A 20,168-nucleotide genomic window follows, 5' to 3' on the forward strand; every position below is an offset into this window, starting at 1 on the left:
GGTGCGTTTGATTTTTTTTGAATTCCATTTTGATTTCAGTTACTTTCTATCGTAAATTCATGCTAGATTGAGGCGAAGTCTGCTGTTGAAGAACATGCTACCGCTGATTTTCATACGCAATGAATTCGTATCGATGCCCATCTCCATCGATTGTTGTTTTCAAGTGCTGGTTTGTTGCTTTTGTTTCCGAAATTCCAATCTCGCGAGACAGGGGCAGGCAATTCCACCTGAGTTTTCGGGTTTGAAAACCCGCCACTGTCCAGGCCAGTGGAAAGCATTCAAAAGATAATCAATGGTGGCTGGACGAATTCATCGTCTCCTGAAACTGATTGCGTTGTTACAGTCGGGGCGAGTTTATAATTCTGCGCAACTTGCGAACGAATGTGATGTCAGCCGCAGGACCGTATTTCGAGACCTGAGCACGCTGCAGGAGTCCGGAATCTATGTCCTGTATGACGAAGAAAAACAGGGATACACGCTCCCCTGGCGGACGATCCTGAATTTCAAGGATCTGACATCCGAAGAAGTCCTCGCGCTTCTCGTCTTATGTCAGAACCTCGATAAAACCATCGTCGGCCTGCCGATTCATCAAATTGCCAGATCGGCATCGACCAAGGTTCTGAATAGTCTGCCCGATACATTACGAGAAAATGTCATCGACGCCGCTCAATCCATTTCCATCTGGTTCCCGCCTTTCAATCCGTCTTCGTGCAATGGGATTCACTATAAAAACCTGTTCAAAGCGACGATTGGAAAAAAGAACGTCCGAATTCAATACACGTGCCCCAAAGAGCAGAAAACCATTTCGACAATGCTGAGCCCGTACCATATTTTCTATTCCAATCGGGAATGGTATGTGGTCGGTCGATCTTCCATTGATCGAGGAATTCAAGTTTTGCCGATTCTGAAAATCATGAAACTGGAAGTCCTCGACGAAACATTCCAGAAACCATCCCGCTTCAATCTGGACCGCTACCTGGGCAGCTCATGGGATCCCACACATCGTTCCCGCAAAACGTTTCCCGTCAAAATCCGCTTTGAGAAGAGTGTCGCTGATCATGTCTCCCTGATGAAGTGGGATGAATCTCAGGAGATCAGAAAACTGACAGGGGGCGCGATTGAATTTCGTGCCCGTGTCGACTGCCTGGAACGCATCACCGACTGGGCGCTGAGTTTTGGCGACCAGGCCGAAGTCCTCTCGCCCCGTCCATTTCGCAATCTGGTGAAAGAGCGAATCGCAGCTATGTCACATATTTACAGGTAGAAATCCGTGAATTGACCCTCAATTCTGCGAACTTTTCAAAGTAGAACCTCTCTTATCAGTCAGAACAACACACTGTCAGCCTGACTCCCATCTCTGTTAAAGATTGCGCATGTATACTTATCTGCTGGTGAAATCCGATTATTCTGCGAAACCTCTTAAAATCCCCGCCGAAACTACTGACCTGCCCCACCATTGGGTTTACTATTTTAAAGATGTAAAATCGTACCTGTAAGCAGGAAATTTTTCGATTTCCGCTTGGACAACGCTGTAGATCATGTGCCTGACATCGTGCTTTGCATATGATATATCCTGCCAGGCTGTGTTACTCGAAAGGATCGATGATTCATCCGATCCCTGAGGAAATCCAAAACCCGAAAAGTGAGAGCACATTCAACCAGACCGTGGTCGCAGAGCATCTATGGTAAATGGACCGAATGACTCTGAAAACGCGACAAAAAACCCGATTTCGGGATAGTATTTCGTGGAGATTTTCTCCACCGTCAGATAACGATCGTAACGAAGTGAGGAAAGACAAACATGTCAGATGGAATTCAATTCGCTGAACGGGCTTCAGTCGAGCAGGTGGAAGAAGGCAATGAACTGGCTCCCAAATTTGATAAGGACGGTTTGATTCCGGTCGTCACCACCGATTTTGCTTCCGGCGAATTGCTGATGCACGCCTACATGAATGCAGAAGCCCTGAAGAAAACCATTGAACTCGGAGAAGCCGTCTATTGGAGCCGCAGTCGCCAGGTGTTGTGGCACAAAGGGGCCACCAGCGGACTCGTCCAGAAAGTGAAAGCGCTGCTGATCGACGATGACCAGGACACTGTCTGGTTGCGAGTGGACGTCCAGGGGGGCGCCAGTTGCCACGTCGGTTATCGATCCTGCTTTTACCGTCGCGTTCCCGTGAGTCAGGAAATGCAGGACAAAGGTCTTGAGCTGCAATTTACCGAAACAGAAAAAGTATTCGACCCCAAAGTAGTCTATGGAGACGCTCCCAACCCTACCAAACTGTAATCGGTGTAACCAGAATCACAGGTGACTTATGAGCCATTTCAGTCGACGCGATTTTCTCGCTGCATCCCTGGGTGCCACAGGAAGTGCGTTTTCACTGGGCGAGTGGGCTTTTGCGGACCAGTCGGAAACCAGCCGGAATCCGAATCTGCATATCGCGGCCTTTCGCTTTGACGTATCGCCTCCAAAAGGTCACTCACTGTGTGGCGGCTGGATCAAACCGGTCGTCGGCTACGATGATTCACTGGAAGCAATCGGTTATGTTCTACTGGGTGCAGGCAAGCCGATCGTGGTCTGTGCCGTTGACTGGACGGGACTGTTAAACGACGCGCACATCGCATGGCGGAAAGCCCTGGCGGACGCAGCCGAAACGACGATCGACCGTGTCGCCGTGCAATGCGTGCATCAGCACAACGCGCCGTTTGCCTGCCTGAATGCCGAACAGATCGTGCTCGAACAAGGCGATCTGCCGCATGTGATCGAACTGGATTTTTTCAACGAATGTCTGGACAAAGCCCGCAAAGCCGTCTCCGTAGCGATTCCGAAGGCACAGCCGGTAACACACGTGGCGCACAGTCAAGGTAAAGTCGACAAAGTCGCCTCGAACCGTCGCATTGATCGGGACAAGAATGGCAAGATCGTCCGTATGCGGGGCAGCAGCTGCAAAGACGAAACACTGCGCAGCATGACCGAAGGCACCATTGACCCCTTCTTGAAAACGATCGCCTTTTATAATAAAGATCAGAAGCTGGTTTCCTGCCATTATTATTCCACACACCCCATGAGTTATTACGGCGACGGTCGCGTCAGCAGCGACTTTACCGGCATCGCCCGCAAGCAGCGCCAGCAGGAAGAACCCGGCTGCACCCACATTTATTTCACGGGTTGTGCCGGCAATATTTCTGCCGGAAAATATAATGACGGCTCGCATGAAATGCGCGGAATTCTCGCCCGCCGGATCTACGACGGCATAATTGCTTCCGAGAAACAGTTAAAGCCCGAACCGGTCGGTCAGGTCACCTGGAAAACGCACGACATTCTGCCTCCGGTCAGCAGCACGTTCAACGAAGAGGAATTAAAGAAGACGATCTCCAATAAAGACAACAGTGTGGTGAATCGAAATCGTCCTTCCTTCATGCTCGCCTGGCTGCAGCGGGTGCAGAAAAAAATTCCGATTACACTGAGTTCATTGCAGATGAATGACATCAAAACGCTGCATCTACCGGCGGAGAGTTTTATTGAATACCAGCTTCGGGCCCAGAGCATTCAGCCAGATCAGTTCATTGCGACGGCCGCTTATGGCGATGGGGGCCCGTGGTATATTCCCGTTGCTGAAGAGTATCCGGCAGGCGGTTATGAAGTGAGTGTCGCGTTCTGTGATCCCCAAATAGACGCCATCATGACGCAGGGCATGAAATCTCTGCTGGACAGTTAGCATTTTTTAGAAGTATTTCAGGTCAATCAAAAGGTCGAGTGAGTATCATGGGTATGACAATCATGCGTCGGGTCAAGTTCAATGCGGGACACCGTCTCTTTCGCCATGAAGGAAAGTGCCAGTTTTTTCACGGGCACAATTATGTCGCTGACTTCTACGTCACCGGCCCGGAAACCGATGCCGTCGGACGTATTATCGACTTTGCACAGCTGAAATCGCTGCTCAAAGGCTGGATCGATGAAAACTGGGATCACGGTTTTCTGCTGAACATCGAAGACGAGAACGGCCTGAATGCGATCCGTATGGTCGAACCGACCAAATACTTCGTACTGCCTTATAATCCGACTGCGGAAAATATGGCCCGCTATCTACTGGATGAAGTTTGTCCGAGCGTGCTGAACGAACTCGGTGTGCAGGCCGTCAAAGTCGTCATCTGGGAAACGGAAGAGTCCTGTGCCGAAGCCACGCTCGATCAGGACGATAAACGTGAACACAGCCTGTTTGACTCATTCCAAACAGATTCCTTTCCTACCGGACTGCACTGGTAAGTTCTGCTTGCACGAAGTGCATCGCTCATACCGTCCCGGGAACTCGCGCATAAAAAAGGCTTTGGAGATGAGTCCAAAGCCTTTTTTCTATTTTAATCGAACGCGTGTCGCTTAGTCTTCCGCAATGAAAGACAACAAGCCAATGAAACGGGCTCGTAATACGGCACGGCGGACTGCTCGCTGGTACAATGCGGAAGTACCAGTACGACGGCGGGGTAAAATGCGTCCTTCACGATCCAGGAGAGAACGCAGGGTTCTCAGATCCTTGTAATCGACATATACGGGACGTGGAATATTTCCATCCGGACAGAACCGGCATTTGAGCTTCTTTTTCAGACGAGCTCGTTTTTTCCGTCGCTTGACAATCTCTTTTCGCGATAAACCGACTGACATTTTGTTTTTCCTTGTAAAGCGTCGTTACATGGGACACCCAAATCGGGGCGACGCTGTTTTTAAATTGCTGGCGCGGACTGAAGAACATTCTTCAATCTCATTCGAAAGACCAGCTTACCAGCTTGATTTCTTCATGCCGGGGATTAAGCCATCTAAAGCCATGTCTCGCAATGCGATACGAGAAATCTGAAACTTCCGGTAGTTACCACGGGGACGACCGGTCAGTTGGCATAAACGACGAAGACGTGTTTTGCTGGAACTACGTGGCAGTTTCGCCAGACCTGCATAATCGCCTTTGGCAATCAGTTCTGCTCGGACTACTGCGTACTTTTCGACAAGCTTTGCGTTTCTTTTTTGTTTTTCAATTTTTGACTTGGAAGCCATCTATATACCTTCTCCGAAATTCCAAAAATGGGAACGACTGTTATACTTGGTTTCGCGTCACACCGTCAACTTGCCGGACTGTTTTCAGAACAAAATCGGCTAAAAAAACATCAGACGGAACGCAAATGGAATGGGAAACACACCAAACGTGTAATCCTGTATCCTATTTCTTGCCTTTTTGAGGCTGCGGACGAAAATACTTCATCGACTCGACTACCACAGTCCGCCGGGTTGCAATCCGGACCAGTAACGACAGAAAGTAGTTACCCCAGCCTGAAACGGAATACTGCCGCTTTTTCTCCAGAGCTTTCAGGCCCGTTTTGACCACCTGATCCACAGTCTGAAACCGGTGTTTTTTCAGCCAGCCTTCCACGCCGGCCACGTCAAAAAATTCGGTCTGAGTCGTACCCGGACAGAGCGCAGTTACCGTCACCCCTTTGTCGCGTGCTTCCGCCCAGAGTCCTTCGCTGAAATGCAGGACATAACTTTTGCTGGCCGCATACGACGACATATAAGCCACAGGCTGGAACCCAGCCACCGAGGCGATGTTGATAATCGCGCCGTGCCCCCGTTCCATCATTTCCGGCAGATAAAAGTAAGTCAAATCGGTCAAAGCACCAATATTCAGCCGCACCATCTGCATCACCCGTTCCCGATCGGTGGAGGCGACATCCGAAACGACACTGAACCCGGCGTTATTAATCAACAGCTCTACTTCCACGCCACGCCGTTTGACTTCATCATATAATTTGCGGGGCGACTCCTGCTCGGAAAGATCCAGCACAATGACTTCTGTTTTGGTCCCATGACGGGTTAAAAGTTCCGAAGCCAGTTCTTCCAACTGCTCCTGGCGACGCGCCGTCAGTACCAGATGCATGCCCCGTGCAGCCAGGCGGTGCGCAAATTCCAAGCCTATTCCAGATGAAGCACCTGTAATCAGAGCCCATCGGTCAGAATATTCATCTATCACAGCTGACTCTCCAGAAGTATCCTGTTGGAGACTAACGTTTTTTCCATTTTTAAAAGGGTCGGGAAGAAGTGCTGCCCGCGTTAGCCATGATCGTAATTTAATTTCACGCTGGTGAAAACCCCGTAACCACTGTTTATAAACTTACTTTGATCGATTTTTTACCGTTTTTGATTCAATCAGCTCCTTCTGATTCGCCAAACGAGGAAAAAATGCCCCCTATTGAACGACTGAGCCGCGAAGAAGTCCGCAGCGTGGATCGGCGCACCATTGAAGAGTTCGGGCTGCCCGGAATCGCACTCATGGAAAATGCCGGGCGGGGCGTGTTTGAGTTGCTCATATCACTCGGTGTGACCGGCCCCGTCAAAATCTGCGCCGGCAAAGGCAATAACGGGGGCGACGGATTTGTCATCGCCCGCCACCTGGATAACGCCGGCATTCCGGTGCAAATCTACCTGCTGGCCGACCCCGCTCAACTCAAGGGGGATGCGGCGATTAACTATCACGTCGCTTCACGGATGGGCATTTCCATCCAGTCCGATGCTGATTTCAATCACCCGGAGGCATTTCGCGCGTTTCTCAGCAAGGCAGACTGGATTGTCGACGCACTGTTGGGAACCGGCGTTCAGGGAATCCTTCGCCCCCCTTTTACCACCGCGATTCAAATCATGAACGAAGCTGAGGGAAACAAATTAGCCATCGACGTCCCTTCCGGCCTCGATTGTGACACGGGAAAACCGCTCGGGACGTGCGTCACCGCCAGTCAAACAGCGACGTTTGTGGCGGAAAAAAAAGGTTTCGCGTTATCGGAATCGAAACAATTTACGGGAACCGTGCACGTTCTGGATATTGGTGCGCCCCGGCAAATCGTCAAGGAACTCCTGAAAAAACAGCCTTTTTGACGGTATTCCCCCCTTCAAAACCGCATTCCCATCGAGGCCCCGGCGGAAAAATGGCTTGATTCCCTGAAACGGGGGTTCTCAAAAGGAGTTCCATCCCTATATATTATAATTGGATTCGTTTCGATTTTCTTTCGGCTTGTGACCCCTGGCAGTTAATTCCTGCCAACCCCTGTTCTTTACTGAGACAGGACCAAGGTACGTCTGAATGGACAAAAATTTCTGGTATCTGAAGAACTGTGATTTGTTTGAACGGCTGAGCCAGGATCAAATCGCGCACGTCGAACGGAACTCTTCCGTACGGCAATTCGGTCGGGGGAATCTGGTATACCTCCCGACGGAAAGCAGCGATTCCGTGTTCCTGCTGCTCGCAGGGAGAATCAAGCTCTATCACATTACCGGCGAGGGAAAGCAGGCACTTCTGGCATTGATCGAACCCGGTGAACTCTTCGGAGAGTTAGCAATACTGGGTGGCGGTGAACGCGAAGAATATGCCGAAGCGATGCTGAAATCGACGATTCTTCGCATCCCAGGTCCGGTCATTCAGACGCTGATGGAGCAACACGCCACAGTCTCTCTGGGTGTGACCAAACTGATGGGATTGCGGCGTCAACGCGTGGAACAAAGACTGAAATCCTTACTGTTCCGCTCGAACCGTGACCGTTTGACCTATCTGTTACTCGATTTGGCGGAAAAATATGGCCGTCTGACTTCGCAGGGCGTGTTGATCAACATCAAACTTTCGCATCAGGAACTGGCCAGTATTATCGGCAGCACACGCGAGACGGTGACCGTGCTGCTCGGCGAAATGCAGGACGAACGCAGTATTGATATCCAGAAACGGCAAATCATCTTGAGAAAAGCACAGCATCTGGCTCATACGATCGATTTTAAACTCACACCAGCTTTGCAGGCCAAACCCGACCAGTCCGGAGAATACCTGTTACGAGGAGCAGAAGCGTAACGGCCCGGTTTTTTCCAGGCCATTGACGAATTTTTTAGATGATGATTGTGAATGATCTGTATGCTATCTCACAGATAAAATGGGTGACGCAAACGATAATACAGGACAGGGAACATTTCCCGAAATAAAACAAGGTACAATTCCTACGCTTGAGTAGGAGGTTTTGACATGAACAAAAACAATCCGACCGAACATCAACAGGCTTCAGAAACTGAGTGGCACGCCTGCGCACCAGGCGATCTGGGCGATTTTGTGTCAGTGATGAAAAAACGAAAACAGATCGGCCACTTGATCACGGGTGCGGAAATCGTAACCGTTTGTATGGCTGTGGGTTTGGTTGGTTTTCTGGGCTTGGATCAGCTCTCAAGTTCTCCCACTCCGCCTGCGGAAAGAGTCGCCAATAAAGCCTGTCCGGGGGGCCTGTATTGCAAGGAAGTGCTTGAGCACGCGAAAGATTTCGTCGCGCATAAACTGAACCAGGAAACGACCCAGAAAGTCGAAGCGCATTTAGCAAACTGCCCGCATTGCCAAAAAAAGGTTGATCAATTGAAGGCAAACATGCACAATAACGCAACCGCCCGGAAAGCCGCTTTACAAAAACAGGCCGACTGGGAGACTTATCTGCTGGCGTTAAATCAATAGCAGCGTCGTCATCAAGCAAGAAGCGTGTCAGCAGACACGCTCTTCGATCTCTGATTCCCTGAAAGGATTTGAGGGAATGTCTCTGGAAGAAGAACTACCTGAAGTCAACGAAACGGTGTCCAACGAGGATGATTTTCTGGCCGCCTTCGCGTCCAGTGGTCCGATCGATGAAAGTCTGGACGCCGACTTCGAACGAGCCATCGAGGCATTGGAAGCCGTCGAACGGGATCTGGAACTCCCTGAACTCCCCGCCGATGAGCTTGAGGAATTAGACAAAGCGCAGGCAGCCACCCAGAAGTCGACCGGTTCGCATACAAAACGGGAAGCGCGTATTCCTCCGCGGCAGATCATCGAAGCCGCTTTGTTCGTAGGCGGTTCACCATTAACAACCAAGAAGCTGTGCTCACTGCTGAACGATGAATACTCATCCTCGTACGTTGACGATTTACTGGATGACCTGAACCGTCAATACAATGATGAAGCGCGGCCTTACGAAATCCGCATGGAAGAAGGGGGCTACCGGCTCATTCTGCGCCACGATTTCGAACGCATCCGCAACCGCGTTTACGGCTTTGGTCCGAAAGAGGTCAAGCTCTCACAGGACGCGCTGGAAGTGCTGGCGCTCGTCGCCTACCACCAGCCGATCACGAAAGACGCCATCGTCGAAGCCGGCAAAGACAAAGCCGCCGGCATCCTGCGCCAGCTTTTAAGACGCGAACTGATCGCCATTGAACGCGAAACAGACAGCAAAACGGAAGTCAACTACATCACCACCGCCCGCTTCCTGCAGGTCTTCGGCCTGGGAAATGTCGAAGAACTTCCCTACATCGAATCGCTAAGCCAGAAGTAAGACAAGCCACTTGCTGATAAACATGACTCAAGCAAGTTGCCACCGTTCGACTCGTTTTTGTCAGTGTGAGACTTTGAGTTTGTATCCAGACCAGACCGCAATGCAGATCCAGGCGACGGACGCCGTTCCCAAATAGCGATACATCGTCAATCGCCCCAGATCTCCTCCCGGATTATTCGGCATGAAGATATCTGCGGCGAGTACACCCGAAAAGCCGAGTAGGGCACACAGGCTGAAAACCACCAGGAAAATCCAGTACTGCTTACGTTGTATTTGGTAATTTTTCATCTTACCCTCACTTCACGTCGTCCAGAAGAAATATCACTTACAACACTCGTTTATTATGCTACGTCGCTGATTGGAAAGTCAATCAATTTTCTTTTCCAGTTTCAATTCCAGCCACAGTGGACCGCCGCAATGAATGCGTTTTGTCACACCGGTTTTTAAGTCAGACCGGATTTCAACCGTCTGAGTTCGCACTACTTGCGTTTGGGGATCCAGCGATTCAACTCGGTTTCCCACCTGCAGCTTGAGGGCAATTCGAAACCGATCTTTCACTGCTGGCTTGGATAGACAACTGGTTGAAAATTATTCCGTTTTGTTTTGAATAAACGCGTTTATTCCGCGCACTTGATCTCGCCAGGAAATCCATTTACGGGCCATGTCTTTTGCATAGTAGCTCCGAATTTGAGCCAGCGTTACTTCGTCTTCGAGTTGAATTACAATGCGGTAGACTCGAATACTCTCGTAGGCAACAGCCATCAAAGCAAACAGCAACCCGAAAGGAACTCCGCCGATTTCATATCGGACACAAAACCCGATCAGACAGCTCCCGATCAGAAACGGCCAATTGATTAACGTCGGATAGAGTTCTTGTTTTTTCATGTGTTCCTCAAAGATCGTCTTAACAAAGTGCTGACTCGTCCGAAACGCATTTCAAAAATAATCAATTAAAGCAGCCTGCTGCTGAGGTCATCAAAAATCAATGGCGGCACGATCTTCTCTCTCACCGCGTCCAGTTCAATTCGTGACAACCATGAAATTTGAAAGGGCTCGCCGTCCGACTCTGTTCCCGTCTCAGGCAACGTTTCTCTGACAGCATCATCGATCGCACAGAGATAATGAAACATGATTTCGTGTTCGGGAATTCCCTGAAATTCAAAAAGGGATTCATGAAAATTCAGGAATTCCAGCTCATGCCCGGTCACTCCCAGTTCCTCGGAGAGTTCCCGTTTCGCAGCCGCCTCCAACGTCTCGCCAAATTCCACGCCACCGCCTACAGGAATATAGAAACGAAAATCACGTACCGGATCATATCCTTCTGAAAGTAACACCTGCTTCTGATTGATCAGTGAGATAATCACTTTGGCGCGGATTTTCATAAACGTATTTTTCCAGAACGGTGATTTTAGAACGTCACTGATTTCAGAAGCTCAACTAAAGTTCCACGGCCTGTCCCCGTTCATCAAAGTAATAGATATTTTCGTGCTTGAAACCCCAGCTTCCTCCTTTTTCTCGAATATGAGGTTCCAAAGTAAAGCAGGGGACACTGCCCAGGCGACTCTGGCTGTCCGCCTCGATAAACAGGCGGCCTTTCAGGTCTGACGCAATACTGTGCCCCACATTACTTAGAAAATCCAGACACTCAAAACCCTCGGCTGTGATCAAGTCATTGACAAATCTGAATAATTCGCCGAACGTCGTGTCTGGAGTGACAAAACTCAGAAATCGGGAGTGCAATCTCTGCTGGACCTCCAGTCCGCGTCGAAACTCCGCGTTGACGGGATTGCTCACGACCTTGCCCTGTTCCACAACAAAAGATCGCGCACAATCTCCCCAGAGCGAATTTTTACAGGGGCTGAGATCAACCGTGATCAGATTCGTTTCACCTACCGACTCAGTAGCGGGAACATAATCGCTACCGGAAATCGACAGACAACTCCGGCTCCCCAACAGCACAAACGCCGGACAGGCATAATACCAGGTCTCAGGACAGCCCAAATCTGCCAGCCGCGTTTGAGCAAATGCAGCAATACTTGCCTCGGTCGCTGAGGGAGATATAAAGTCTGTGAGCTCAGACAACGTCTGTTTTGCCGCCTGCTGCACTGCCTGATATTCGCGAAAATGTTTCATCAGACTCAGTTTTCCTGGCTGCGATTATGAAAAAGTTCATCGTGTGCCACCGGGGTGCATTACTTGATTCCGAAAACGTCTTCCAGTGCCGCCCGCATGACCTTTGGATCTGGGTCCACGCCGGTCCAGAGTTGAAAACCGATCACGCCCTGATTGACGAGCATGCCTAAGCCGTCCAGAGTCGGACAGCCAATCCTGGCGGCTTCGCGGAGCAGGTGGGTTTCGGGGGGATTGGGGATTACGTCGGAAACGATCATGTTTGATTTGAGCGAACTGAAATCGAGCGGGAAGATCGCGTCGACGTCGGGATACAAACCGATAGAGGTCGCGTTGATCACGACATCAACATCCTCGGCGAGAATATAATCGCCGTCCCATAAAGTGAATGAAACAGGCACATCCGTTTTTTCGCTTAACAGTTGAACGAGTGCTTCGCCGCGCTCGACGCTGCGGTTGACGATTGTAATCTCGGCGGCTCCTGAGAGAGCGGTTTCCACGCCGATCGCACGGGCAGCGCCGCCGGCACCAAACATCACGATTTTTTTGCCCGCAGGATCCGTCAGTTCTTTTAAGGACTGCACGAAACCTTTGCCGTCTGTATTCTCGCCCAGCAGTTGATCGCCTTTACGAACGATGCAGTTGACGGCCCCCATCATCGCGGCCGCGTCACTGATGCCATCGAGGTATTGAATCACGGCGACTTTATGCGGGATGGTCAAGTTCGCGCCTCGAAAGCCCATCGCCCGCAGTCCGCCAACCGCCTGTTCCAGGTTCTCCGGCGCGACTTCAATCGTCAGATACCGCCATTCCAGGCCGCAGTCGTTGTAAGCTGCCTCCATCATGCATTGGCTCGGATTTTCTGCGATCGGCTGTCCGAATACACAAGTCAGTTCCTGTTTGAAATTAAGCGGCTTACTCATGATGTTCCTTGTTTTTGCTGAGTTTGACGTAATCTATTGCTGCATGGAACTGATCCTGCCGGACGATCACTGAAATCACGCAGAGACACCATCATACGGGCGTTGATTTCAGGACACAACTTTCCGCAATCCTCTGATTCCCTGATTGCAGCGGACCACATCACCGCGTACACTGAAATGGTAAGATGCGGCTCCTCGCTTTCCTCATCCAGAATCCTGTCTGAAAGAATTTCACGATTGAAGAAACGACTCTTTGTGATCCTGGCTGTCACGCTGATCCTGTTGCCTCTCGCCGTATATTTTTTTGCCGGCTGGAATGTGCGTTCCAATGCGCAGGTCTCTCTCAGCCGCGCACAAAGACTGCTGGCCGAGCGGCAACCAGATGCGGCACTTGATCAATTGCACTGGCTGCGCTGGTTCGAACCGGATCAGCCTCAGGCAAATCTGATCGCCGGTGAATGTTACTTCGTCAAAAAACAGTATCCCGAAGCAATTTCGTTGCTTTCCCGCTTTGACACCGCATCGCCTTATTATCTCCGCGCCTCGTTCGCTTTGGCGCGCAGTTATGAGAATACTGCACAGATGGAAGAAGCGGAACGGATTTTGAAACAGCATCTGGAAGTCTCTCCCGGCTCTCAGGAAGCCGTCACCGAATTGCAGTGGCTTTATTTCAATCAGTTTCGTCTGCGCGAATTACAGGACCTGCTCGAACGCAGCCTTGACTATTGTCCGAACAAATATCTGCTGCTCTTTCATTTACTCAATTCCGAACACAAAAAACCTATCGCACAGGAATCCATTCGGAATCTGAATCGCATCAACGAAGTGAAACCCAATCAACCATCCATCATGCGGGCCATTGGTAATTCTCACTGGAAGCTGGGTGAGATTGAGCAGGCCAAAACCTTCCTGGAAGCATCGCGTCGGTTGCAGCCAGAAAATCTGGAAACAACGCTGATCTGCCTGGAGTTTTACCTCGAACTGGGGGATCAGGAGACGCTGAAAAAACTTCTCGCAGAGATTCAGAATGGGTCAGAATCATTTCAGACACAACTGAAACAGGATGATCGCTGGCACTGGTTACTCAGCCGGCTGGAATTGCAGACAGGAGAAACAGAAGCTGCATTAAAATCGATTCAGGAAGCGTCCCGTCTCAAAGCAAAACAGATCAATTACCTGCAGCAGGAGGCAATGATCCTGCAGGCGCTGGGCAAAAAAGCCGATGCGGCGTTGAAATTTCAGGAAACACAAAAGCTGGCTGCCAGTCATCGCGAACTCTATAAGATTGTTTCCAGTGGCGCGTTAGATTCGCCGACGGTCGAACTGGGAAATCAGATCGTCGTATATCTGGAAACACTTGGTTATCAGAATCAGGCGCGTGCCTGGCGGGATCTGGTTCAGCAATTTCAAAGCCTGCAACCGACTTCGCCCCCCTGAAAAGCTCACGCACTTTGTTGAGGTAGTACAGGGATGCAAAACCCGCAGAGCAAGAGACACCTGAAATTGTTGATCCAAAAAACCTTATGTCTCGTGAAAACCGAGCGCATCAAATATGCGTTTGCAGGCTTGCGAACGATTTAACGCATAAAAATGAATGCCGGATACGCCATCATCGATCAATTCCTGGCATTGCTGGATCGCATATTCCACACCGATTTCAAACTGTGCCTCCAGATCGTCCTGAACCGCCTCCAGCTTGCTGGATAATGCCGCGGGAAATTCCGTGTTGCACATGGATGTGATGCGTTGAATCCGACGGAATTCGGTGATCGGCATGATGCCCGGAATAATCGGGCAGTGAATTCCGGCACGTACACAGCGTTCACGGAAATTGTGAAAATGGACATTGTTAAAAAAGAGCTGCGTATAAACGGCATCCGCGCCGGCATCGACTTTGCGTTTCAGATTCGCCAGGTCCGTCTCAGCATCCGGCGCTTCAGGATGTACTTCCGGATAGCCGGCGACGCCGATCCCCATATCGGGAAAATGTTTCCGAATTAAAGACACCAGTTCATCGGCGTGTTTTAATCCGCCATCGGCCGGGGTAAAGGTTTCCTGACCGGCAGGAGGATCGCCGCGTAAAGCCATGATATTAGTGATGCCGGCTTCGGAAGCACTTCGCAACCACTCGATCAACTCATCCCGTGTGGAGGCGACACAGGTAAAATGTGCCGTCGACGTGCTCCGAAGACGATTTTGAATGATTTCACATAATTCAATCGTCCGTTTACTGGTGGACCCCCCCGCGCCATATGTGCATGAGACAAACGCCGGCTGATAGCGGATCAGTTCTTCCAGCGTCCGAAACAGCTCCTCGTCCCCATTTTCATTTCTGGGAGGAAACACTTCCACTGAAAGGCCAAATGTGCCTGCACTATATAATTCGCTGATTCGCATCTTATTTTCTTGTCTGAAGAGGGTTTAAAAAGGCTCGCTCTGATCTAAAATCTCAATGAGCAAGGCCTCTATAGTGTATAAATTATGGTTTTTGCAGGTCAACAAAGCGGGATTTTCTATTGCCAGCCCGGTTCGATTTGCCTATCTTGCAGTCAGCGGAGACACCATTGACCTGTCAAATTGGCAACTCGCACAAATCGTAGAAACATGGGCCTGCAGTTCGCAGGCTTGATCGCCTGTATTTGACGGTGTCAGATTCAGCATTAAGAGGTAAAAGCCTTATGTCGTGGAATCAGGTTCTTGACCTGCTTCTCCACAGTTAAGACCCGCTGATTAAAAACTGGTAAATCGCACTGTAAACAATCGGTGTTCCATTTTGCCTGCTAAAGTAAAGCAACTATAATGCGATCATTCAAGTCGGTTTCCACTTGAACCCAAATCAAAAACGCCCTTTTCCAATTGAACCAAAAAGGATTGAGAATGTCGACTGAAACCAACTCACTGCCGTATAAAGTGAAAGACTACAACGAACAGGAATTTCAGAAATTGGCTTCCTGGGGTCGCAAGGAAATTGAACTGGCAGAAACAGAAATGCCCGGTTTGATGGCTTTGCGCAAAAAATATGGCAAAGATCAGCCGCTTAAAGGGGCTCGTATCGCCGGTTGTCTGCACATGACGATTCAGACCGCTGTACTGATCGAAACGTTGACCGCTCTGGGAGCTGAAGTTCGCTGGTCAAGCTGTAACATCTTTTCCACACAGGATCATGCAGCCGCTGCGATCGCAGCAACCGGGGTTCCTGTCTTCGCCTGGAAAGGGATGAATGAAGAAGAGTTTGACTGGTGCATCGAGCAGACCATTTTCTGGCCCAACGGCGAACCTTTGAATATGATTCTCGATGATGGTGGCGACTTGACCGTCATGGTGCATGAGAAGTACCCCGAACTGCTCAAAACCATCAAAGGCCTCACCGAAGAAACCACGACCGGCGTGCACCGTCTGCATCAGATGCACGAAGCCGGCAAGCTGGGCGTGCCTGCCATCAACGTTAACGACTCCGTCACCAAGAGCAAATTTGACAATCTGTACGGCTGCCGGGAATCGCTGGCCGACGGCATCAAACGTGCGACTGACATCATGATTGCTGGCAAAGTGGTTGTGGTTTGCGGTTTCGGTGATGTCGGTAAAGGTTGTGCCGACGCCATGAAAGGATTGGGAGCCCGCGTTCTGGTAACAGAAATCGATCCCATCTGTGCGCTGCAGGCTGCGATGGAAGGTTTTGAAGTTACCACAATGGAAGACGCTGCTTCCCGCGGCGATATCTTCGTCACTGCCACCGGTTGCTGTGATGTGATCTGCGGCGAACATCTGGAAAAGATGAAAAACGAAGCCATCGTCTGCAACATCGGTCACTTCGATTCGGAAATCCAGGTGGCTTACATGACAAAGCGCAAAGACATCGAGAAAATCGAAATCAAACCTCAGGTCGACAAATTTGTGTTTCCTGACGGCAAGGCGATCATCGTACTGGCTGAAGGCCGACTCGTGAATCTGGGTTGTGCGACAGGCCATCCCTCATTTGTGATGTCTAACAGCTTTTCAAACCAGGTTATCGGGCAGCTCGAACTCTGGAACGAAAGCGACAAATATGAAATCGGCGTCTACATGCTTCCCAAAAAGCTGGACGAAGAAGTCGCTCGCCTGCACCTGGATAAACTGGGCGTGAAACTTTCGAAACTGTCAGATCAGCAGGCAAAATATCTGGGGATTCCTGTCGACGGACCTTACAAACCAGAATACTATCGCTATTAAACGCGACTAGACTCTGAAATTTTCGCATCGAATATCCTCCGAATCATCTTCTCTGGTGATTCGGAGGTTTTGTTTTTTACACTCTCCCGAGTTTGATTGTTTCCTGAAGAACGAGCTTTTATAATCCGGAAACTGTTTTTGATGTAAAACACATCCTGCAAAAACATTTCTTGAAGAACAGAGAAAGATCCCCTCATGACACGCAATTCCTCACGCCGTGACTTCCTGAAACAGACTGCCGCACTCTCTGCCGGAATTGCGTTTCCCGCTTGGGCCGGTTCCGCGTTTGCCGCTGTTGCACTCAATCACCCTTTGTTCGAAATCTCCCTGGCTGAGTGGTCTCTGCATCGCGCGCTCAAAGGGGGAAAGCTGGACAACCTCGACTTTGCCAAAGTGACGAAAGAAGAGTTTGGCATTTCGGCAGTGGAATATGTGAATCAGTTCTTTAAGGACAAAGCAAAGGATCAGAAGTATCTCGCAGAAATGAATCAGCGGGCCTCCGATGTCGGCGTTAAAAACGTGTTGATCATGATAGACGGTGAAGGGGCACTCGGCGATCCCGATGCCAAAAAGCGGACAGCGGCGATTGAAAATCACCATCAGTGGGTGGAAGCCGCCAAAACCCTGGGCTGCCATTCCATTCGTGTGAATGCCCGCAGTAACGGCAGTTATGAAGAACAGCAAAAACTGGCTGCCGACGGCTTACGTCGTCTGACCGAATTTGCCGCGAAGTATGGGATCAATGTGCTTGTCGAAAATCATGGCGGCCTCTCTTCAAACGGCGCCTGGCTGGCGGGAGTCATGAAAATGGTCAATCTGCCCGGCTGCGGTACGTTGCCCGATTTCGGAAATTTCATCATCGACCGCAAAACAGGCGAAGAATATGACCGTTACAAAGGAGTGAAGGAACTCATGCCTTATGCCAAAGCCGTCAGTGCAAAAACACATGACTTTGACAAAGACGGGAACGAGATCAACACAGACTATGTGAAGATGATGAAAATCGTGCTCGACGCCGGCTATCACGGTTATGTGGGCATCGAATATGAAGGACAAAAGCTCGACGAATATGCGGGCATCAAAGCCAGCAAGCAACTGCTGTTAAAAGTACGCGAGGAACTGACTCCCGAGCCGGAAGCGGAGGTCTGCTGCCCTATCGAGGAAAGCGGCCGCCGCGTGGGTCGCTTTTTCCGCAATCGTCGTTTCAGAAGATAAATCGAACATCATCCACAACTGTGATTGATCGACAATAAAAAAACGCCCCATTGCTTTTGAAGCGAATGGGGCGTTTTCTGTTTTCAGAGTCACTACGATGCGCGATGGACTTTCGCCACATCACGATCAGCGAGAATTTCTTTGGCGACATCGGTTACAAAATTATCTGCACCCAGCCATTTTTCTTTCTTTGGGGCAGGGGCTCCCGCATTCATCCCCACTCCCGGATTCCAGAGCGCGGGCAGGGTATTTCCGACGGCAGACATATAGGTCGTAAAGACAGGATATTTTGTTTCGGGATTATCCGTCTGATAACCATCCATCTTCTCGACAAGTTTATTATGAGCAATTTTAGGATGCCGATGGTGGGGACCGTGGACGAAAATATCGAAATTGATGTAAGTGCAAACTCGGGTAATCAGACCGGTACCAATGACTGTTCTTGTTCCCAGTAACGGATCATAACTCTTCATTCCCAGGTGTTCGGTAAATTTGCGAAAAGTTTGAATGACACCCGCAACCCAGTGAGGAATGATCCAGGCGATGAAAAAGATTTTCCAGGCAGAGAACCAGGCGACGGTTCCAATTACTGTTGCCCAGAAAACCGCCATCACCGCATATTCGATCCGCATGGTTTTGATCACAGTTGGATTTTTTACCGGCGTGTTTTTACTGAAACACAAGCGACTGTAAACAAAGGGAGAGGTAAATACCCCCAATGGAATTTCCAGCCAGCAGAAAATCCGACGAAAGGTCAGAGAAGTCGTAGGATCGGAATAAGGCCACAATTCCCAATCACCGGGTTTGTTCAAGTAGGCATGATGTCGGATATGGGCTTCACGGTAAGCGGTATAGGAAACGAATTGTATCGTACCCAGCACCCTGCCCAGCCAGATACTGACCCAGGGTTTTCCACAAACGCCCTGATGAGAGGTTTCATGAAAACAGCTCGTCCAGCAGAACATGCTGTAAGCGGCGACTGCGATCAATCCAGCCTGGACATACCAGGCATTGGAAGGCCATTGAAATGCTAATGCGACAATTGCCAACGTACCAAAGGGGGAATGCAAAAAACGGGGTGTCGTTGACTTTTCTTCGAGTGCACAGATTTCATTAGCGGTAAAGTGGGTAACCGACATGGCACGTACCTCCTGGTTGTGCGCAGACTTTTTAAACTGTTCATACATACGTATCGGAAAGACGGGCCTATGCTTCATCAAAAGAAATGCAACATTTTGCCCGTTTCAGATTGAGTATTGGCAATATTGAACTGCTTCACTCAAACATCCCGACACCTTTAGAATAAGTCGGTAAAATGATGATGCAAAAATGAATCATCGGGCAAGGCAGATAATTTACAGAGCCGAAGGCGAGATTTCCGACTATGCCGATTTTAGCGATAGATACGCCACGCAACCGGTAGTGAATCGTTCAGGCACGAAGGATTAACCCCTCTGACTGTGATTACTTTGAGGAAGGCAGGTAGAGCGACGACTCGGGAAACAACTTCTGCGTCATCAGAACCGTCTTTGAATTACCGCCATGCCAGAGATCCCATTCAGGGTTGGCATATCTGGCAAAGAACTGATCCATGCTCTGTTTGAGTTCACTGCGCGTCTTGCTGAATTCCGGATCGTCGATCAAATTCTTTCTTTCCCCGGGATCTTGCGAGAGATGATAGAGTTCATTGGGAGTTTCCCGAAAGCGTTCGATATATTTCCAGTCGCTGGTCCGGATGGCGCGCACATTTTCAAATTCGTAAAAGACCACTTCCGACCAGGGAATCTGTTCGCCTTTGAGAACGGGTGCAAAGTTGCGTCCGGGCGTAGCCGGCGATGCGGGAATTTGATCCTGCAGTCCCAGCTGGTGGAGCAGGGTCGGGTAGACGTCATAATTGGCAACCAGCATCTCCTGCCGGGCACCCGATACAATTTTTCCCGGCTGTGAAAAAATGAGCGGGATGCTGATCGTCCAGTCAAACGCCGTTAAAGGCCGTGTATGATCGCCCATGCCCCAATAGCCGCTATGCCCGCCGGCCAGTCCCTGATCAGCCGTGAAAATGACCAGCGTGTTCTTGCGGAGCCCCAGATCTTTTAAGGTCTGCATGATCTGACCCACGCCATCATCCACGGCGGAAACTTCAGCCGCGTATTTGCGGATGATTCCTAAATCGCCAATCCAGTCACCATAATTGAAGTTCCAGGGCTGTGCCTTTTCTCGGGGAAACGACGGAAACGTCATTTTTTCATACTCTTCTTTAAACCGGTTCTTAATCGGCTCCTTCATGGCTGACCCTAAACCGTAGGGGCCATTGTACGCCAGAAACAG

The 20,168-nt window shown here is 50.0% G+C and carries 22 protein-coding genes; 11 read left to right on the forward strand and 11 right to left on the reverse strand.

What is annotated here, in order from left to right; translation table 11 throughout:
• Positions 1-292: 292 nt before the first annotated feature.
• From Q0294_RS11175 to Q0294_RS11190, 4 genes are all read left to right on the forward strand, one after another.
• Complete coding sequence (locus tag Q0294_RS11175; protein ID WP_299464878.1) at positions 293-1,264, forward strand: WYL domain-containing protein; 972 nt, start codon at positions 293-295, stop codon at positions 1,262-1,264.
• Between the two features lie 537 nt (positions 1,265-1,801).
• Entirely contained in the window at positions 1,802-2,284 is a 483-nt protein-coding gene (hisI, locus tag Q0294_RS11180; RefSeq protein ID WP_299464879.1) for a phosphoribosyl-AMP cyclohydrolase, read from the forward strand.
• A gap of 28 nt (positions 2,285-2,312) precedes the next feature.
• Positions 2,313-3,716 (forward strand): hypothetical protein, encoded by a 1,404-nt coding sequence (locus Q0294_RS11185; protein ID WP_299464880.1) that lies wholly within the window; start codon positions 2,313-2,315, stop codon positions 3,714-3,716.
• Positions 3,717-3,763: 47 nt separating this feature from the next.
• Positions 3,764-4,264: a 6-carboxytetrahydropterin synthase gene (locus tag Q0294_RS11190; RefSeq protein ID WP_299464881.1), complete on the forward strand. Its 501-nt coding sequence runs from the start codon at positions 3,764-3,766 to the stop codon at positions 4,262-4,264.
• Between the two features lie 111 nt (positions 4,265-4,375).
• Here Q0294_RS11190 and rpsR read toward each other — a convergent pair whose 3' ends face one another.
• The 3 genes from rpsR to Q0294_RS11205 all read right to left on the reverse strand — a co-directional run bounded on the left by rpsR (position 4,376) and on the right by Q0294_RS11205 (position 6,011).
• The gene (gene rpsR, locus Q0294_RS11195; protein WP_299464882.1) at positions 4,376-4,657 is read right to left on the reverse strand and encodes a 30S ribosomal protein S18; all 282 of its coding nucleotides are present in this window, start codon (positions 4,655-4,657) and stop codon (positions 4,376-4,378) included.
• 114 nt (positions 4,658-4,771) lie between these two features.
• Positions 4,772-5,041, reverse strand: coding sequence for a 30S ribosomal protein S14 (gene rpsN / locus Q0294_RS11200; protein WP_299464884.1), 270 nt, complete (start codon positions 5,039-5,041; stop codon positions 4,772-4,774).
• 163 nt (positions 5,042-5,204) lie between these two features.
• Positions 5,205-6,011, reverse strand: a complete 807-nt coding sequence (locus Q0294_RS11205) for an SDR family oxidoreductase (RefSeq protein ID WP_299464886.1) — start codon at positions 6,009-6,011, stop codon at positions 5,205-5,207.
• Between the two features lie 209 nt (positions 6,012-6,220).
• Here Q0294_RS11205 and Q0294_RS11210 point away from each other — a divergent pair, with 209 nt between their 5' ends.
• From Q0294_RS11210 to Q0294_RS11225, 4 genes are all read left to right on the forward strand, one after another.
• A complete protein-coding gene (locus tag Q0294_RS11210; RefSeq protein WP_299464888.1) occupies positions 6,221-6,910 on the forward strand; it encodes an NAD(P)H-hydrate epimerase in 690 nt (229 codons plus the stop codon).
• 205 nt (positions 6,911-7,115) lie between these two features.
• Positions 7,116-7,871 (forward strand): Crp/Fnr family transcriptional regulator, encoded by a 756-nt coding sequence (locus Q0294_RS11215; protein ID WP_299464890.1) that lies wholly within the window; start codon positions 7,116-7,118, stop codon positions 7,869-7,871.
• A gap of 168 nt (positions 7,872-8,039) precedes the next feature.
• Positions 8,040-8,513, forward strand: coding sequence for a zf-HC2 domain-containing protein (locus Q0294_RS11220; RefSeq protein WP_299464892.1), 474 nt, complete (start codon positions 8,040-8,042; stop codon positions 8,511-8,513).
• A gap of 76 nt (positions 8,514-8,589) precedes the next feature.
• Complete coding sequence (locus Q0294_RS11225; RefSeq protein WP_299464894.1) at positions 8,590-9,363, forward strand: SMC-Scp complex subunit ScpB; 774 nt, start codon at positions 8,590-8,592, stop codon at positions 9,361-9,363.
• 60 nt (positions 9,364-9,423) lie between these two features.
• Here the strand turns inward: Q0294_RS11225 and Q0294_RS11230 are convergent, their stop codons facing one another.
• The 5 genes from Q0294_RS11230 to aroE all read right to left on the reverse strand — a co-directional run bounded on the left by Q0294_RS11230 (position 9,424) and on the right by aroE (position 12,416).
• On the reverse strand, positions 9,424-9,651 hold the full coding sequence (locus Q0294_RS11230) for a hypothetical protein (protein WP_299464896.1): 228 nt from the start codon (positions 9,649-9,651) through the stop codon (positions 9,424-9,426).
• Positions 9,652-9,951: 300 nt separating this feature from the next.
• On the reverse strand, positions 9,952-10,248 hold the full coding sequence (locus Q0294_RS11235) for a hypothetical protein (RefSeq protein ID WP_299464898.1): 297 nt from the start codon (positions 10,246-10,248) through the stop codon (positions 9,952-9,954).
• 65 nt (positions 10,249-10,313) lie between these two features.
• Positions 10,314-10,745, reverse strand: a complete 432-nt coding sequence (locus Q0294_RS11240; RefSeq protein ID WP_299464900.1) for an NUDIX domain-containing protein — start codon at positions 10,743-10,745, stop codon at positions 10,314-10,316.
• Between the two features lie 55 nt (positions 10,746-10,800).
• Complete coding sequence (locus Q0294_RS11245; RefSeq protein WP_299464902.1) at positions 10,801-11,496, reverse strand: M24 family metallopeptidase; 696 nt, start codon at positions 11,494-11,496, stop codon at positions 10,801-10,803.
• 59 nt (positions 11,497-11,555) lie between these two features.
• On the reverse strand, positions 11,556-12,416 hold the full coding sequence (gene aroE / locus Q0294_RS11250; protein WP_299464904.1) for a shikimate dehydrogenase: 861 nt from the start codon (positions 12,414-12,416) through the stop codon (positions 11,556-11,558).
• Between the two features lie 237 nt (positions 12,417-12,653).
• Between aroE and Q0294_RS11255 the strand changes: the two genes are divergently transcribed.
• Positions 12,654-13,853 (forward strand): tetratricopeptide repeat protein, encoded by a 1,200-nt coding sequence (locus Q0294_RS11255; protein ID WP_299464907.1) that lies wholly within the window; start codon positions 12,654-12,656, stop codon positions 13,851-13,853.
• Between the two features lie 84 nt (positions 13,854-13,937).
• Here the strand turns inward: Q0294_RS11255 and metF are convergent, their stop codons facing one another.
• Entirely contained in the window at positions 13,938-14,813 is an 876-nt protein-coding gene (metF, locus tag Q0294_RS11260) for a methylenetetrahydrofolate reductase [NAD(P)H] (RefSeq protein ID WP_299464910.1), read from the reverse strand.
• Positions 14,814-15,293: 480 nt separating this feature from the next.
• Between metF and ahcY the strand changes: the two genes are divergently transcribed.
• Together ahcY and Q0294_RS11270 are read left to right on the forward strand one after the other, a co-directional pair.
• Positions 15,294-16,625, forward strand: a complete 1,332-nt coding sequence (gene ahcY, locus Q0294_RS11265; RefSeq protein WP_299464913.1) for an adenosylhomocysteinase — start codon at positions 15,294-15,296, stop codon at positions 16,623-16,625.
• Positions 16,626-16,820: 195 nt separating this feature from the next.
• Complete coding sequence (locus Q0294_RS11270; RefSeq protein ID WP_299464917.1) at positions 16,821-17,840, forward strand: TIM barrel protein; 1,020 nt, start codon at positions 16,821-16,823, stop codon at positions 17,838-17,840.
• Positions 17,841-17,932: 92 nt separating this feature from the next.
• Here the strand turns inward: Q0294_RS11270 and Q0294_RS11275 are convergent, their stop codons facing one another.
• Positions 17,933-18,979: a fatty acid desaturase gene (locus tag Q0294_RS11275; protein WP_299464920.1), complete on the reverse strand. Its 1,047-nt coding sequence runs from the start codon at positions 18,977-18,979 to the stop codon at positions 17,933-17,935.
• A 325-nt stretch (positions 18,980-19,304) separates the two neighbouring features.
• Positions 19,305-20,168, reverse strand: an 864-nt coding sequence (locus Q0294_RS11280; RefSeq protein WP_299464923.1) for a sulfatase/phosphatase domain-containing protein, incomplete at its 5' end; no start/stop codon positions are given.

The organism is uncultured Gimesia sp., assembly GCF_937919775.1.
Classification (GTDB): Bacteria; Planctomycetota; Planctomycetia; order Planctomycetales; family Planctomycetaceae; genus Gimesia.

Bases quoted from the DNA above. Each gene is read 5' to 3' on its own strand.
- metF (WP_299464910.1), bottom strand. From the start codon at position 14,813: ATGCGAATCAGCGAATTATATAGTGCAGGCACATTTGGCCTTTCAGTG.
- Q0294_RS11245 (WP_299464902.1), bottom strand. From the start codon at position 11,496: ATGAAACATTTTCGCGAATATCAGGCAGTGCAGCAGGCGGCAAAACAG.
- Q0294_RS11230 (WP_299464896.1), bottom strand. From the start codon at position 9,651: ATGAAAAATTACCAAATACAACGTAAGCAGTACTGGATTTTCCTGGTG.
- Q0294_RS11225 (WP_299464894.1), top strand. From the start codon at position 8,590: ATGTCTCTGGAAGAAGAACTACCTGAAGTCAACGAAACGGTGTCCAAC.
- Q0294_RS11270 (WP_299464917.1), top strand. From the start codon at position 16,821: ATGACACGCAATTCCTCACGCCGTGACTTCCTGAAACAGACTGCCGCA.
- hisI (WP_299464879.1), top strand. From the start codon at position 1,802: ATGTCAGATGGAATTCAATTCGCTGAACGGGCTTCAGTCGAGCAGGTG.
- Q0294_RS11240 (WP_299464900.1), bottom strand. From the start codon at position 10,745: ATGAAAATCCGCGCCAAAGTGATTATCTCACTGATCAATCAGAAGCAG.
- rpsN (WP_299464884.1), bottom strand. From the start codon at position 5,041: ATGGCTTCCAAGTCAAAAATTGAAAAACAAAAAAGAAACGCAAAGCTT.
- Q0294_RS11190 (WP_299464881.1), top strand. From the start codon at position 3,764: ATGGGTATGACAATCATGCGTCGGGTCAAGTTCAATGCGGGACACCGT.
- Q0294_RS11185 (WP_299464880.1), top strand. From the start codon at position 2,313: ATGAGCCATTTCAGTCGACGCGATTTTCTCGCTGCATCCCTGGGTGCC.
- Q0294_RS11215 (WP_299464890.1), top strand. From the start codon at position 7,116: ATGGACAAAAATTTCTGGTATCTGAAGAACTGTGATTTGTTTGAACGG.
- rpsR (WP_299464882.1), bottom strand. From the start codon at position 4,657: ATGTCAGTCGGTTTATCGCGAAAAGAGATTGTCAAGCGACGGAAAAAA.
- aroE (WP_299464904.1), bottom strand. From the start codon at position 12,416: ATGAGTAAGCCGCTTAATTTCAAACAGGAACTGACTTGTGTATTCGGA.
- Q0294_RS11235 (WP_299464898.1), bottom strand. From the start codon at position 10,248: ATGAAAAAACAAGAACTCTATCCGACGTTAATCAATTGGCCGTTTCTG.
- Q0294_RS11220 (WP_299464892.1), top strand. From the start codon at position 8,040: ATGAACAAAAACAATCCGACCGAACATCAACAGGCTTCAGAAACTGAG.
- Q0294_RS11175 (WP_299464878.1), top strand. From the start codon at position 293: ATGGTGGCTGGACGAATTCATCGTCTCCTGAAACTGATTGCGTTGTTA.
- Q0294_RS11275 (WP_299464920.1), bottom strand. From the start codon at position 18,979: ATGTCGGTTACCCACTTTACCGCTAATGAAATCTGTGCACTCGAAGAA.
- Q0294_RS11210 (WP_299464888.1), top strand. From the start codon at position 6,221: ATGCCCCCTATTGAACGACTGAGCCGCGAAGAAGTCCGCAGCGTGGAT.
- ahcY (WP_299464913.1), top strand. From the start codon at position 15,294: ATGTCGACTGAAACCAACTCACTGCCGTATAAAGTGAAAGACTACAAC.